This window comes from Streptomyces sp. NPDC043861 (assembly GCF_056435905.1).
This window is the reverse complement of sequence record NZ_JBWKDP010000002.1, coordinates 442,680-457,033: the sequence shown is the minus strand read 5'-3', so window position 1 is coordinate 457,033 and position 14,354 is coordinate 442,680. Positions and strand designations below refer to the sequence as shown.

Annotated in this window: 10 protein-coding genes; 7 read left to right on the top strand and 3 right to left on the bottom strand. The window is 71.6% G+C overall.

The window, feature by feature from the left end:
* Positions 1 to 9: 9 nt before the first annotated feature.
* Positions 10 to 1,593, bottom strand: coding sequence for an NADH-ubiquinone oxidoreductase-F iron-sulfur binding region domain-containing protein (locus AC068D_RS06590; protein WP_478821840.1), 1,584 nt, complete (start codon positions 1,591 to 1,593; stop codon positions 10 to 12).
* The gene (locus tag AC068D_RS06585; RefSeq protein WP_478821839.1) at positions 1,590 to 3,218 is read right to left on the bottom strand and encodes a hypothetical protein; all 1,629 of its coding nucleotides are present in this window, start codon (positions 3,216 to 3,218) and stop codon (positions 1,590 to 1,592) included. The genes AC068D_RS06590 and AC068D_RS06585 overlap by 4 nt, the downstream gene beginning before the upstream one ends.
* Before the next feature lie 435 nt (positions 3,219 to 3,653).
* Between AC068D_RS06585 and leuS the strand changes: the two genes are divergently transcribed.
* The 5 genes from leuS to AC068D_RS06560 all read left to right on the top strand — a co-directional run bounded on the left by leuS (position 3,654) and on the right by AC068D_RS06560 (position 12,458).
* Entirely contained in the window at positions 3,654 to 6,527 is a 2,874-nt protein-coding gene (gene leuS / locus AC068D_RS06580) for a leucine--tRNA ligase (protein WP_478821838.1), read from the top strand.
* Positions 6,528 to 6,754: 227 nt separating this feature from the next.
* The gene (locus AC068D_RS06575) at positions 6,755 to 7,519 is read left to right on the top strand and encodes a hypothetical protein (RefSeq protein WP_478821837.1); all 765 of its coding nucleotides are present in this window, start codon (positions 6,755 to 6,757) and stop codon (positions 7,517 to 7,519) included.
* Positions 7,520 to 7,936: 417 nt separating this feature from the next.
* Positions 7,937 to 8,782, top strand: coding sequence for a DegV family protein (locus tag AC068D_RS06570; protein ID WP_478821836.1), 846 nt, complete (start codon positions 7,937 to 7,939; stop codon positions 8,780 to 8,782).
* 329 nt (positions 8,783 to 9,111) lie between these two features.
* Positions 9,112 to 9,963 carry a ComEA family DNA-binding protein gene (locus AC068D_RS06565; protein WP_478821835.1) on the top strand — a complete coding sequence of 284 codons (852 nt, stop codon included), beginning with the start codon at positions 9,112 to 9,114 and terminating at the stop codon, positions 9,961 to 9,963.
* Positions 9,964 to 10,004: 41 nt separating this feature from the next.
* Positions 10,005 to 12,458, top strand: coding sequence for a ComEC/Rec2 family competence protein (locus tag AC068D_RS06560; protein WP_478821834.1), 2,454 nt, complete (start codon positions 10,005 to 10,007; stop codon positions 12,456 to 12,458).
* Here AC068D_RS06560 and AC068D_RS06555 read toward each other — a convergent pair.
* Positions 12,443 to 12,898, bottom strand: a complete 456-nt coding sequence (locus AC068D_RS06555) for a pyridoxamine 5'-phosphate oxidase family protein (protein WP_478821833.1) — start codon at positions 12,896 to 12,898, stop codon at positions 12,443 to 12,445. The genes AC068D_RS06560 and AC068D_RS06555 overlap by 16 nt on opposite strands.
* A gap of 123 nt (positions 12,899 to 13,021) precedes the next feature.
* Between AC068D_RS06555 and AC068D_RS06550 the strand changes: the two genes are divergently transcribed.
* Together AC068D_RS06550 and AC068D_RS06545 are read left to right on the top strand one after the other, a co-directional pair.
* Positions 13,022 to 13,828: an arylamine N-acetyltransferase family protein gene (locus tag AC068D_RS06550; protein ID WP_478821832.1), complete on the top strand. Its 807-nt coding sequence runs from the start codon at positions 13,022 to 13,024 to the stop codon at positions 13,826 to 13,828.
* A 17-nt stretch (positions 13,829 to 13,845) separates the two neighbouring features.
* Positions 13,846 to 14,091 (top strand): hypothetical protein, encoded by a 246-nt coding sequence (locus AC068D_RS06545; RefSeq protein WP_478821831.1) that lies wholly within the window; start codon positions 13,846 to 13,848, stop codon positions 14,089 to 14,091.
* The last annotated feature ends 263 nt before the right edge of the window (positions 14,092 to 14,354 follow it).

Below are 14,354 nucleotides of genomic sequence, written 5' to 3'. Positions count from 1 at the left end.
GTGTCTCCGTCAACCCCGGCCGCTGCCAAGGGCCTTGCGGTCCCCGCCCGGGGGCAGTGCCGGACGGCTTCGCTCGGCGGGCGCCTGCTCGAGACGGATCGCGAGCGCCGGGCAACGGCGCACGGTTCGCTCGGCCCGCCCACGCAGGTGCTGCGGCACCGCCGCCTCCGCCACCGACGGGAAGCCGTCGGCGCCCATGCGGATCAGCTCGGGCACGATCTCCGCGCAGATGCCGTGGCCCTGGCAGAGCGTCCAGTCGATGGCGAGCTTCTCGCCGCTCGGGATCGACTCCTGCGTGTCCTCGTAGCCGGCGAGGGGCAGCGGCAGCACACCGGTCGTCTCGCGGCCGCAGCCGCCGTGCAGGACGTGCGCCGCCAGGTCGTCGGTGAACGCCGACAGGGTCGATGCGAAGAATTTCGCGGAGCCGTCCGGGTGCTTGCACGCACCCCGCCCCTTGACCGCCTGTGTGACCTCCCGGAGGGCCTCCAGGGCGGCCGGTCCGCCGCCGTTGATCACGTCAGACAGTCCGCCGGCCGCGGCGGGCAGCCCCAGCTTGCAGGGACCGCACTGGCCGGCCGTCTCGGCCGCGAGCCAGTTGGCCACCCGCTGGGCCTCACCGAGGGGGCAGGTCTCCGGACCGATCGGGAGGATCGCTCCCGCGCCGAGCGATCCGCCCACATTCGCCAGCGACTCCCGCGAGATCACGGCGTCGTGCGTGGCGGCGGCGTCGATCCAGTTGCCGTGGTAGCCGCCGGTCAGCACTCCCTGGGGGACCGGCGGAGCGCCCGCCAGCTGGAGCACGTACCGCATCGGCACACCCGTCGGCACCTCGAGCACCATGGGGCGCGCGACCGCGCCGGAGACCGTCAGCATCACCGTGCCCGGCTCCTTCTCCAGGCCCGAGTTGCAGTAGCGGCGGGCTCCGATCCGGGCCGCGACCGCCAGCTGCGCGAACGTCTCCGCGTTGGACAGCAGTGTCGGCGCTCCCGCCACGCCGGACTCGGCAGCGCGCTCACGCCGGCCGGGAGGCAGTGCGGGACCACCGTTGATCGCCCGGATGATCGCCGACGCCTCACCGGAGACCATGCGCTCGGGGTTGCGCTGCACCCGCGCCCGCATCTGCTGACCGCGCCGGTCGGACAGCCCCCGCTCGGCGAGGGCGGCGCGCATCGAGACCTCGGTGGAGTTGCGGGTCACCGCGACGACCAGGGTGCGTGCGCCGAGCGCCTCCGCGGCGAGCAGCGCGCCGTCAAGGATGAGGTGGGGCGCCCGGTTGACCATCACGGTGTCCTTGCGGCACGCCGGCTCGTCCTCGCTGGCGTTGATCACGACGACGGGCCGCACCCCGCGCCGAATCGCCGCCTTGGCCACGGCTCGCAGCTTCTGGTGGAACGGGAAGCCCGCACCGCCTCGGCCCCGCAGGGATATGTTCTCGGCGAGCTGGGCCAGCCGCTCCCCGGTCATGGGCTCGAGCGGCCCGTGCACCTTCAGATGCATCGAGAGATCGAGGCGCTCGACCAGGTCGAAGCCCTGGGTCAGCTGGGGGAGGCCGACGACGCGGACTTCGGGGACATCGGGGAGAGGGGCGTTCACGGTCGTTCTCCTGCGGGTGCGTTCCAGGGTTCCCCGGCCTGGGGTGGATAGAGGGGGCCGGGGGAGAGTTGCGTGTCGTCCAGGGACGAGCGGTTGGTCGGGGCCTCATAGCCGCCGGTGCCGCCGTAGGCGGAAGCCGAGGCCGGGTCGTACGCGGACGAGGGGTCGTACGAGGCTGTGTACGCCGGCATGGCACCGGTCTCGTAGACAGATGCGGATCCCGTTTCGTAAAGGGAGGTGGCGCCGGTCTCGTACACGGGTGTGGCGCCGGTCTCGTACGGGGAAGCGACGCCCGTCTCGTACATGGGCGTGGCGCCGGTCTCGTACGGGGAAGCGGCGCCCGTCTCGTACCGCGACGTTGCGGGCGGCGGCGGAAACGCCTGTGCGGGCGGCGGCGGGGAGGGCGCCGGCCACAGATCGGAGCGGGGGCCGGATTCGTCGACCACCGGGATCTCCTCGGTCATGGGAATGCGCTGGGCGACGGGGATGTCGCCGAGGGATCCGGATGTCGCGGTGTCCGCCGTGCGCGGGGTGTCGCCGGCCAGGGAGACGGCGCGGTAGGCGGCCGAGATGCCCGTCCCGGGACCATCGCCCGGGAGCGTCCCGCCGGACAGCGTCTCGGCTCCGGGGAAGGGCCCCGCTGCCGTGAGCGGCTCGGAGGATGCGGACGGAGTCGCTTCGTACAGCGGCGGGGCGGGAGCGGGTATGCGCCTGGGCTCTCCGCGCGGCGGGGCGAGCGGCTGCCCCAGGGGGGCTCCGAGCGGCCTGCCCAGGGGTTCGTCCGGGCCGCTCCCTGCACGGCGGCGCGGGAACTCGCGCTCGAACTCGGCGGTCGCCGAGGAACTGCCGGAGGTCCCCGGCAGCGGGGTCACCGACATGTCACGCCTGGACTGCTCGGGAGTCTCGGCCGCCTGGCCGCCACCGCCGGACCCGATCAGGGCCATGAGGTTCTCGGCGAGCCTGCGCTGCGTCTGGCGCGGCAGCAGCCGGAGCGAGACGGCCGCTGCGACACCGGCCAGAGCGAGGCAGTACATCGTGGTCACCCATGTGGCGGCGGGTCGACCCGTGTAGAGCCCGTGCATGAGTGCGAAGCACCACGCGGGGTAGGCCAGCATGTGCATCGCCCGCCAGCGCCCGGCGATCCGGACGTTGCCCGCGAGCGCGCTTCGAGCGGCACCGGTCGATGCGGCCACCACCATCAGCAACCCGGCGAGCGAACCGAGGCCGATGAGCGCGGAGGTACCGGTGAGACCGAGGCTGAACGGGATGAGTGCGCCGATCAGTTCGACGTGGCCCAGCGAGACCTTGACCGTGGCGTGCAGGAGCAGGAAGCCGAGCGAAGCGGTCGCAGTGGCCCGGTGGATGCCCTGGGCGAGCAGGCGGTGCCGGATCGACAACAGCAGCCGGTCGGTGGCTATCAGGCCCCAGGCGACCGAGGCCGTGAGCGAGAGCAGCGAGAGGACACCGCTGGTGAAATCGAGCGCTGCTCGGAAGTCGTCACTGCCGCCGACGGCGAGCAGGGGGAGGAACACGAGAGCGGCGATGCTCAGCCCGCCTTGCACTTGGCGACGGCTCAGGCCCGGATTCGGACCGGGGGACGAACGGATCTTGCGACGAGGGTTCATGGGGGCGACTCCGAATGGTGCGGGAAAGCGGTCCCGTGTTCGCATGCTAGGTCGAGCCATACCAAGCAGTACGAGTTTTCTGCCTTTAGTGGTCAGCCTGACCGGCAACTGACCCTGGGGTTGCCCCGGATAGGCCCGATACGCCGAGTAACTTTCCGGGGTGTGTTGCCTGCACGGCGCGTAAACAAGTGGCCGAATCGTGATCACGCCTGTCGCATGGACGCTCGATGCGGCCCGGAGCGGCCCTGCGGTACCCTGACGCCATGCGTGCCGTACGCCTTCTGCTTAGCGGGCCGCGCTGATCAGTCCCGACCGGTGAATCGTCCGGTCGGAATCGGCGCGGCGTCCCCTCCTGTGCGAGGGGTCCTTTTGTTTGTGGGCAAAGCCCGTTCCGGGGGAACGCCGGCAGAGACGATCGATGGAGCTTTAGGGATCATGAGCGAGACGAATTCTGCTGCCGCAGAGGTGGCCGCACCGCACCGCTACACGGCTGCCATGGCCGCCGACATCGAGGCACGCTGGCAGGACTTCTGGGACGCCGACGGCACCTACGAGGCGCCCGGTCCGAGCGGCGACCTGGCCGGCGACGCGGCCACCGTCGCCCGCCCCAAGAAGTTCATCATGGACATGTTCCCGTACCCCTCCGGTGCGGGCCTGCACGTCGGACATCCGCTGGGCTACATCGCGACGGATGTCTACGCCCGCCATCAGCGCATGACCGGCCACAACGTCCTGCACACCCTGGGCTTCGACGCCTTCGGCCTGCCCGCGGAGCAGTACGCCGTCCAGACCGGCACGCACCCGCGGGTCTCCACCGAGGCCAACATCGAGAACATGAAGGTCCAGCTGCGCAGGCTGGGTCTGGGCCACGACAAGCGGCGGTCGTTCGCGACGATCGACCCGGACTACTACAAGTGGACCCAGTGGATCTTCCTGCGGATCTTCAACTCCTGGTACGACGACGAGGCGAAGAAGGCCCGTCCGATCGCGGACCTGGTGGCGCAGTTCGAGAGTGGGGAGCGCGCCACTGCGTCCGGGCGCCCCTGGAGCGAGCTGAGCGCCGTCGAGCGCGCCGAAGTGCTGGGTGAGTACCGCCTGGCGTACGCCTCCGACGCCCCCGTCAACTGGTGCCCCGGGCTGGGCACCGTGCTGGCCAACGAGGAAGTCACTGCCGACGGCCGTTCCGAGCGCGGCAACTTCCCGGTCTTCAAGGCCAATCTGCGCCAGTGGAACATGCGCATCACCGCCTACGCCGACCGGCTGCTGGACGACCTGGACGCGCTGGACTGGCCCGAGGCGATCAAACTGCAGCAGCGCAACTGGATCGGCCGCAGCGAGGGCGCGCGTGTCAACTTCACGGTCGACGGCCACGAAGGTGAGCCGGTCACGGTGTTCACCACCCGCCCCGACACGCTGTTCGGCGCGACCTACATGGTCCTGGCACCCGAGCACGGCCTGATCGACTCGATCCTGCCCGCCGAGTGGCCCCAGGACATTCCGCAGGACGTCAGGGAAGCCTGGACGGGCGGCGCCGCGACCCCCGCCGACGCGGTCGCCGCGTACCGCAAGCAGGCGCAGACCAAGAGCGACGTCGAACGGCAGACCGAGCACAAGGACAAGACCGGCGTCTTCACCGGCTCGTACGCGGTCAACCCCGTCACCGGCGCCCGGGTCCCGGTCTTCGTCGCCGACTATGTGCTGATGGGGTACGGCACCGGCGCCATCATGGCCGTCCCCGGCCAGGACGAGCGCGACTGGGAGTTCGCCGAGGCCTTCGGCCTGCCCATCGTCCGGACCGTCCAGCCGCCCGAGGGCTGGGAGGGCGAGGCCTTCACCGGACAGGGCCCGGCGATCAACTCGTCCAACGACGAGATCTCGCTGGACGGTCTGGGCGTCGCCGAGGCCAAGTCGAGGATCATCGAGTGGCTGACCGGCCGCGGCATCGGTGAAGGGACCATCAACTTCCGTCTGCGCGACTGGCTGTTCAGCCGGCAGCGCTACTGGGGCGAGCCGTTCCCGATCGTCTACGACGAGGACGGCGTCGCTCACGCGCTGCCCGACTCGATGCTGCCCCTGGAGCTGCCCGAGGTCGACGACTACTCGCCGCGCACCTTCGACCCGGACGACGCCGACACCCAGCCCGAGACCCCGCTGTCGCGGAACGAGGAGTGGGTGAACGTCGAGCTGGACCTGGGCCGCGGCGACGGCGTCAAGCGCTACCGGCGCGAGACCAACACCATGCCGAACTGGGCAGGTTCCTGCTGGTACGAACTGCGCTACCTGGACCCGCACAACCCGGACAAGCTGGTCGACCCCAACATCGAGCAGTACTGGATGGGCCCGCGCGAGGGGCAGCCGCACGGCGGCGTCGACCTGTACGTGGGCGGTGCCGAGCACGCCGTGCTGCACCTGCTGTACGCCCGCTTCTGGTCCAAGGTGCTGTTCGACCTGGGACACGTCTCGTCCGTCGAGCCGTTCCACAAGCTGTACAACCAGGGCATGATCCAGGCGTACGTGTACCGGGACAGCCGGGGCTTCCCCGTCCCGGCCACCGAGGTCGAGGAGCGGGACGGCAGCTTCTTCTTCGCCGGCGAGCCGGTCAAGCGCGAGCTGGGCAAGATGGGCAAGTCCCTGAAGAACGCAGTCACTCCTGACGAGATCGCCGCCGAGTACGGTGCCGACACGCTGCGTCTGTACGAGATGGCCATGGGTCCGCTGGACGTCTCCCGGCCGTGGGACACGCGCGCGGTCGTCGGTCAGTACCGCCTGCTGCAGCGTCTGTGGCGCAACGTCGTCGACGAGGCGACCGGCGAGGTCACGGTCGTGGACGGCGAGCCGGACGAGGCGACGCTGCGTGCACTGCACAAAGCCATCGACGGCGTCGGACAGGACATGGCCGCGATGCGCTTCAACACCGCCATCGCCAAGATCACCGAGCTGAACAACCACCTGACGAAGGCGGGCGGCCCGGTGGCGCGGTCGGTCGCGGAGCGGCTGGTCCTGCTGGTCGCGCCCCTGGCGCCGCACATCGCGGAGGAACTGTGGCGCCGGCTGGGGCACACGGACTCCGTGGTGCACCAGGACTTCCCGGTGGCCGACCCGGCCTACGTGGTGGACGAGACGGTCACCTGTGTCGTGCAGATCAAGGGCAAGGTCAAGGCCCGCCTGGAGGTCTCGCCGTCCATCACCGACGCGGAGCTGGAGTCGCTGGCCCTGGGCGACGCGGCAGTCGTCGCGGCGCTGGGCGGTGCGGGGATTCGGAAGGTGATCGTGCGGGCGCCGAAGCTGGTGAACGTCGTCACCGCCTGACGGCCGACCGGATGAGGGCCGGGCACCGGGGCCGACCCGGGGTTCGGCCCTCGGACCCGGACCTGGCGGGGCCGCCGGGGCCCGAGAGGGCCTCTCGGGGGCAGCCCTGGTTCTTCCCCTACGGGCAGGTTGGGGGTTCCGCTGGAACCCTCGGCCTGCCCGTTGCGTTTACGGTGGGAGGACCACATTGCTCGGGCCGAGGCCCGCGACCCCGGAGGGCGCCCCCCATGGACGTAATCCTCATCCTGGTGCTGCTCTTCGTCGCCTTTGTGGCGCTCGGGGCATACGCGAGCGTCAAGGTGATCGGTGCGGCCAAGCGCGGCGTGGACCGCACGATCACCCAGGCCAGGCGCACCGTCGAGGACACCACGCTGCGGGCCAGGAGTCTCGGGCAGGGTGGGGTGCCGGGGGACCTGGCACAGTTGCGACTGCAGCTGCGTACGTCGATGAAGGCCACGCAGGAAGCGCTCCACGCGGGCGTGGCCGAGGACGCGTCGCTGAAGGAATCGATCGGGCTGTTCCAGCGGCTGAGCGTGCACGGGCGCGACCTCGACGACGAGCTGAAGCGGCTCGAGCGGGAGCCTGACAGGAGCCGGGTCATGGAGAGGCTGCCGGAGCTGCGCGAGCGCGTGGAGCGGATCAAGCACTCGGCGGAGTCGCTGCGATGGGCGGCCAGGGACCGGGCCCGGTCGTTCGCGGAGGACGACTTGACGGCGCTGAGCGCACAGATCGACGTGGAGGCGGGGGCCCTGCGGGACTGGTCACGGACGGAGCCGGACTGGGCGGCGGATGCGGCTTCCGGGCCGCTCTCCGGGGCCCGGGCTGCTGAAGCGGGGACGGCAAACGGATCCGCTGCCGGCACGGCGGACACGGCGCGGGCGCCGGACCCCGAGGCCGGTGCGCAGCAGCCGCAGGCGATCACGGCGCGCGACCCGCGGGAGCCGTCCACCTACTCCTGGCAGAAGACGGCGCGCCCGGAGACGACGAACTAGACGCCCGGAGACGACGAACTGGAGACGACCAACCGGACGGGCGGCGAATCAGAGTCCCGAAGAACCGGATGGCCGACCGCCCGGACGAGCGACAACCGCACCGAAACGGTGGGCCGGGCAGGCGGTGGGCCTGCCGACAGCGGATCAGCAGGCCGACGAGGCTGCACCCGATGCGGGGCGAGGCGAAACACGGCTCCCACATGCAGTGGAACGATCGGCCGCGCGGGCGCCGGACGGTGGAACCGGAATCAGTTTCTCGTGGCGGTCGGAGAGCACATGCGGGGCGCGTACCCCGCTCGAGCCGGGCTCGGCGGACGCTCCGGATCGTCCGGAGGGTCAGGTCTGCGCTGAGCGGAACCGACCGGCAGGGCGGGGTCGGGCTGCCGTGCGGCGTCCCCTGCGGGTAACCTCCCGCTCATGTCCCGCCATGTCGCGATCGTCACCGATTCAACGGCCTACTTGCCGCCGCAGACGATGGAGCGGCACGGCATCACCGCGGTGCCGCTGACCGTCGTGCTCGGCGACCAGGCGCTGGAAGAAGGCACGGAGATCTCGGCCCGCTCGCTCGCCGTTGCCCTGCAGAAAAGGCGATCGGTCACGACCTCCCGGCCGAGCCCCGAAACCTTTGCCGCTGCCTACCGGGCGACGGCGGAGACCGGCGCGACCGGAATCGTTTCACTCCATCTGTCCTCCGAGTTCTCCGGGACCTACGACGCCGCCGTGCTCGCGGCACGTGAAGCACCCGTCCCGGTCCGCGTCGTGGACACCGGCATGGTCGCCATGGCCCTGGGCTTCTGTGCCCTCGCCGCGGCGAAGGCCGCCGACGCGGGCGGCTCGCTGGACGAGGCGGTGGCCGCGGCGGAGAAGAGGGCCGCGGGGACGTCCGCGTTCTTCTATGTCGACACGCTCGACTATCTGCGCCGCGGTGGACGTATTGGTGCGGCACAGGCCCTGCTCGGGTCCGCACTCGCAGTGAAGCCGCTGCTGCAACTCGACGGCGGCCGGATCGAAATGCTGGAGAAGGTCCGCACGGCATCGAGGGCGATCGCCCGGCTCGAGGAGATCGTCACCGAGCGGGCGGGCACCGGACGCGTCGACATCGCGGTGCATCATCTCGCCGCACAGGACAGGGCGTCGGCGCTGGCGGAGCGGCTGCGGGAGCGGGTGCCCGGCCTTGCCGAACTGCATGTCAGCGAGGTCGGCGCGGTGATCGGCGCGCACACCGGGCCCGGGCTGCTCGGGGCTGTGGTCTCACCGTGGTGAGTCACCCCTGCGGGTGACGGAGTTATTCACAACGGGTCGGTCATCCACCGGAATTGATGCTGCTCAGCGGGCAGGCCCGGAGCTGCCTACCGTCGTGTGACATGACGTACCGATCACGCTCCGCGACGAGTGGCCCGGGCCGGAACCCGGCCTCGGACGGCCGGGTCCGCGAAGGCAGACGGCGATTGCGGGCAGGGCGCCGGGTGACCGCCCCTTCCCTCGCGACGGCAAGGCCATCGCCACCCTCGCCGGTCGATGCGACGACGACCGAAGTGACTCCGCGGCGGCGCGCGGACGCGTTGTTCCTGCCTGCGGGTGCGGGAGGGGACATGACCGCCGTGCCACGGCGCGGTGCCATGGCGGAGGACGCGGCCATGGCCGATCACATGGACGTCGTCCGGCACGGGGCAGTGGCCGGCGCACGCGGGCCGGTTGCGCCGGTCGACGGCGGGCCGTCCTCATCCGGGCTCTCCGTGTGGGTGCGTGGGCGACTTCTGCTGAGAGAGCGGCTGCCGCTGTGGATCCAGCTCCGGTGCGGGCTGGCGCCGAGGACACTGGCCGCGCTGGCCGTCGTCCTCGTGGTGGGGGTGGGCTTCGCCCTCCAGCACTTCTGGGCCGGCCGGCCGGAACCTGTGCGTGCGCCGGAACTGGTCGGCGAGGGCCGCCCGTCGTCGGCCGCGCCCGCCGGACAAGGGCCGGGCCCCGAGCCGGCGCCATCGCCGGGGCATTCGCCCGCAACCGGCCCGGCCGCGCGCATCGTGGTCGATGTGAGCGGCAAGGTGATGCGGCCGGGCGTGCTCCGGTTGCCCGTGGGGTCACGGGTTGCCGATGCCCTGCGCGCGGCAGGCGGAGTCAAGGCAGGGACGGACCTCACCGGGCTCAACAGGGCGAGGGTGCTCATGGACGGCGAGCAGGTGGTCGTGGGCATCGCGCCGCCGGGTGGGGCCGCGGTGATGCCACCGGGCGGAGTCGTGGCGGGTCCGGCTGCCGGACCACTGAGCCTCAACTCCGCAAACGCGGAGCAGCTCGACACCCTCCCCGGCGTCGGCCCTGTCCTCGCCCAGCACATCGTCGACTACCGCACAGAGCACGGCGGTTTCCGTTCGGTGGACGAGCTCCGCGAGGTCAGAGGGATCGGGGACCGCCGCTTTGCGGAGCTCCAGGACCTGGTCCGGCCATGACCGGGCGCCCATTTCAGCTCCCGGCCGGCCACGCACACGGCATGCACGACCATCTGCGGGAGGGCCCGCTCGACCTCCGTCTGGCGCTCCCGGCACTGGCCGCGTGGGGTGCGGCCGCCTTCGCTCTCACCGCGAGGCCGCCCTGGCCGACAGCAGTGGCCGTGGGGAGCCTCGCCCTGGCCGCCCTTGTGCTCGCACCCCTGCTCGTGGCCGCCGCTCAAGGGCGTTCACGGCCCCCGGGAAGCCGGGCGGCCGCCGCCGCCATGCTGGTCTGCGCCGCCGCGGGGGCGGGGGCAGGCGGGCTGCGCGGCGCGGACCTGTACCGGGGACCGGTGCCGGAAGCGGCACGGCAGTACGGCCGGATGACTGCGGAGATCGTGGTCACGGGCGATCCGCGCATGCTCAGGCCGCGCATCCGTGGCCATTACACGACGGGAACGGCCGTGACGCTGACCGCGGAGGTCGTCCGGGTGCTCGGGGACGACGGGTTGGCCGTGGCCACGCGCACACCGGTCCTGGTGATCGCCAGAACAGGCGATTCGGCCGGCGAGTGGTTACAGCTGCTGCCCTCGACGCGGCTGCGGCTCCACGCCGGAGCCGAGCCGCCGGCGGAGGGGGACGGTCGGTTCGCCGCGGTCCTGAGAGCGCACGGCGCCGGGCCGCCCCGCATCACTGGGCCGCCGAGCGCGATGCAGAGGAGCGCCGGAGAACTGCGTGCCGGACTGCGCCGGGCGACCGACGGTCTCGGATCCGATGCCCGCGCCCTGCTCCCGGGCCTGGTCGTCGGTGACACCTCCAGGATCGGGACCGAGCTCCATGACGCCTTCCAGGCAACCGACCTCACGCATTTGCTCGCCGTCTCGGGCAGCAACCTCACCTTGGTGTTGTTCCTGCTCATCGGGACCCCAGCCAGAGCACTGCAGGCGGAGCGCGGGGGACTGGCACCCCGGTTGGGGATCACACTGCGAACGACGGCGCTGCTCGGCGGGGCCCTCACGATCGCCTTCGTCCTGGTGTGCCGGCCGGATCCCAGCGTGATGAGGGCGGCGGCCTGCGGGCTGATCACCCTGCTCGCCATCGGCACCGGCCGTCGCAGATCGCTGATTCCCGCGCTGGCCGGTGCGGTGCTGCTGCTGGTGCTGTACGACCCGTGGCTGTCGCGCACCTATGGCTTTCTGCTCTCGGTGCTGGCCACGGTGGCCCTGCTGACCGTCGCTCCGCGATGGAGTGAAGCACTGCGGCGGCGCGGTGTTCCGGGGCGAGTTGCCGAGGCACTGGCCGCTGCGGGAGCCGCGCAGATGCTGTGTGCCCCGGTGGTGGCGGTCTTCGCTGCGCGTGTCAGCCTGGTGGCGATCCCCTGCAACCTCTTCGCCGAACTCGCCGTCGCACCGGCCACGGTCCTGGGCTTCGCGGCGCTCGCCACGGCTCCCGTGGCGATGCCCGTCGCCGAATTGCTGGCCCGCTGCGCGGGCTGGCCGGCCGAATGGATCGCCGGTGTCGCTCGGACCGGAGCGGCGCTGCCGGGTGCTCAGACGGACTGGCCCGACGGCTGGCGCGGCGGGCTGCTGCTCGCCGTGGTCGGAGCCCTCGCGGTCCTGGCCGTCCGTGCACTGACCCGACATCCATGTTCCGCTGCCGTCTGCGCCCTGTTGTTCCTGGTGGCGGTGGTGCGCCCCGTGCCACTGACCTGGGTCCTCACCGGATGGCCACCACCCGGCTGGGCGTTCGCGATGTGCGACGTGGGCCAGGGCGATGCCACGGTGCTCGCGGCCGGTGACGGCACGGCGGTGGTGGTGGACGCCGGACCGGACCCCGTGCTCGCCGACCGGTGTCTGCGAGAACTGGGCGTGACCCGGATCCCGCTTCTGCTGCTGACGCACTTTCATGCCGACCATGTGGCCGGGCTGTCCGGTGTGCTGCGCGGCAGGGCGGTCGGGGCGGTGCAGACGACGACGCTCGAAGAGCCGCGTGATCAGGCGGCGTTCGTGCGTCGCACGGTGGCGGAGGCCGGGGTGCCGCTGGTCCCTGCGGTGGCGGGGGAGCGGCGCCGTCTTGGACGGCTGGACTGGAGGGTGCTGTGGCCGGCGTCAGGGCCCGGGCTGCGGCCGGAGGGGCCGAACGACGCGAGCGTCGCACTTCATGTTGCGGTCGCGGGTGGTCCCTCACTGCTTCTTCTCGGAGACCTCGAGCCGCCCGCCCAGCGGCGACTGATACGGATCCACCCGGCGCTCCCGCACGTGGACGTCCTCAAGGTCGCCCACCACGGCTCGGCGTTCCAGCACCCCGGTCTGCTGGCGGGCGCCCGGCCACGGCTGGCCCTGATCTCCTGCGGGCGTGACAACCCCTACGGCCATCCGTCGCCCCGTACCGTCGGCGCGTTGCGGGCCCAGGGGGCGGCCGTGCTCCGTACGGATGAGGACGGAGCAATCGCCGTGTCAGGCGCGGGCAGGGAGCTCCGCGCAGTGTCCCGTGGCGCGTCTCAGGCCAGCCATTGACCGTTGCGCATGAGCAGCCGGTCAGCCAGTTCGTTCTCCTCACGCCATGCCTTCACCACGACAGGAGTGACCCTGATGTACACCCATGGCTCTCGTTCCCGCGGGTCCCAGCCGAGCTTCGCCGCAAATGCGTCGGCGGACTCCTTCCTCAGGGCGGAGCCCTCGACGAGCTCGGCCGTTGCCTCGATGTGCACCACGTCCCGTGTGTGGCCGACGGTCACCACGGCCTCACCGCGGCGCTGCACATTGCGCGCGGTCGGGTTCGTACGCCGCGTGCACATCAGCAGCGCCCCGCCGTCCCAGACGAACGACAGCGGCACAAGGCAGGGCGCACCGGACGGAGAGGCCGTGGCGACCCAGGCGTCGTCGTCCTTGTCGAGGCGGCTCAGGACATCCTGCTTGCGCCGTTCCCGGCCACGGGCCGGCTCTGGAGTCGTCATGCCCGGAACGCTAGGCGACCTCGGTGGTGCCGCACGTCCGACGGCAGGCGGACCTGACTCCCCCGATCGTCCTAGGACCAGTGGTGCATGGCGCGCCGCGGACTGCACGACGAGACTGCAGTCATGGACACCCCGCCTCCGCCGACAACGACCGTCGATGCCTACCTTCGCCGTATCGGAGCCGCACGCCCCGAGCGGGCGGACGCCGGGGCATTGCGCGAGCTGCAGTTGTTGCATCTTCGTTCCGTACCTTTCGAGAACCTCTCGATCCACATGGGTGGCAACCCTGCACTGGCGGACCAGCCGCTTCTCGACAAGGTCGTGGGCGCGCACCGCGGCGGCTTCTGCTACGAACTCAACGGTGCCTTCGCCGCGTTGCTGCGCGGTCTGGGCTTCGGCGTCACCCTTCTGCAGGCACGGACGTTCGGCAAGGACGGCCGGCTCGGCATCCCGTACGACCACCTCACGCTGCGGGTCGAAACCGAGGACGCCACCGGTCCATGGCTGGCCGATGTCGGGTTCGGCGACCACAGCAGCCATCCCCTTCTGCTGGAGGAGCGGGGTGAGCAGAGCGACCCGGCCGGGAAGTTCTGCATCGTCGAGGCGCCGGACGGGGATCTGGACGTCCTGCGCGACGGCAAGCCGCAGTTCCGGGTGGACCGGCGCCCGCGGGTGCTGGCGGACTTCGAGGCCGGCGCCTGGTACCACCGGACCTCGCCCGCCTCCCACTTCACCCAGTCCCTCGTCTGCTCCAGGCTCACCGAGGACGGGCGTATCACCTTGACGGGCCGGAAGCTGGTCACGACTGTGCACGGCGAACGGGAGGAGCGGCTGCTCGGGGAGGATGCGGAGGTACTGGCTGCATACCGGGACCACTTCGGGGTCGTTCTGGACCGGGTACCGGAGGTCCGTCGGCCGGTCGGCGTGTGAGCTTGCACAATGTGGCGGTGGACGATGTGAGACATGTGCTGGTGCTGCCCGACCGCGACGCTGCGGAAGAGGTCGCCGAGGCGGTGGGGGGCCGCTTCGGCGTGACCGACGAGCCCCGACTGGTCAGGGACGCGCTGGCCGGCGAGGACGACGCCGAGGACGCCCAGTGGCTGGTGGTCGTCGAGGACCCGGAGGGCGTGCTGGACGCGGCCGAGCTGGACGAGTTCGTGGCGGACTGGGACGGCTGGCGCGAGGCACCTTAGCGTTCGGGGACCTGGACCTGGACCTGGACCGGGACCGGGACCTGGGCCGGGATCTGGATCTGGATCTGGACCGGGACCTGGATCTGAGCCCGGCCCCGGGCAGGTGGTGTGTCCCGGCCCCGGGCTCGGCAGCCGTGCCTGGGCTCGAGTGCCGGGCAGCTTCTGGACCCCGGTCCCGATTTCCCCGGGCCCACCGCGAGCGCCGGTCCCGAGCTCCGCGGACCCGTGCCCGATCGCGGCCCAGGCTCCCGGGTACCCCCGCC

What these genes read in the sequence shown, in the direction of transcription:
- AC068D_RS06585 (WP_478821839.1), bottom strand. Translation starts at nt 3,218, where the DNA reads ATGAACCCTCGTCGCAAGATCCGTTCGTCCCCCGGTCCGAATCCGGGC.
- leuS (WP_478821838.1), top strand. Translation starts at nt 3,654, where the DNA reads ATGAGCGAGACGAATTCTGCTGCCGCAGAGGTGGCCGCACCGCACCGC.
- AC068D_RS06575 (WP_478821837.1), top strand. Translation starts at nt 6,755, where the DNA reads ATGGACGTAATCCTCATCCTGGTGCTGCTCTTCGTCGCCTTTGTGGCG.
- AC068D_RS06570 (WP_478821836.1), top strand. Translation starts at nt 7,937, where the DNA reads ATGTCCCGCCATGTCGCGATCGTCACCGATTCAACGGCCTACTTGCCG.
- AC068D_RS06565 (WP_478821835.1), top strand. Translation starts at nt 9,112, where the DNA reads ATGACCGCCGTGCCACGGCGCGGTGCCATGGCGGAGGACGCGGCCATG.
- AC068D_RS06560 (WP_478821834.1), top strand. Translation starts at nt 10,005, where the DNA reads ATGCACGACCATCTGCGGGAGGGCCCGCTCGACCTCCGTCTGGCGCTC.
- AC068D_RS06555 (WP_478821833.1), bottom strand. Translation starts at nt 12,898, where the DNA reads ATGACGACTCCAGAGCCGGCCCGTGGCCGGGAACGGCGCAAGCAGGAT.
- AC068D_RS06550 (WP_478821832.1), top strand. Translation starts at nt 13,022, where the DNA reads ATGGACACCCCGCCTCCGCCGACAACGACCGTCGATGCCTACCTTCGC.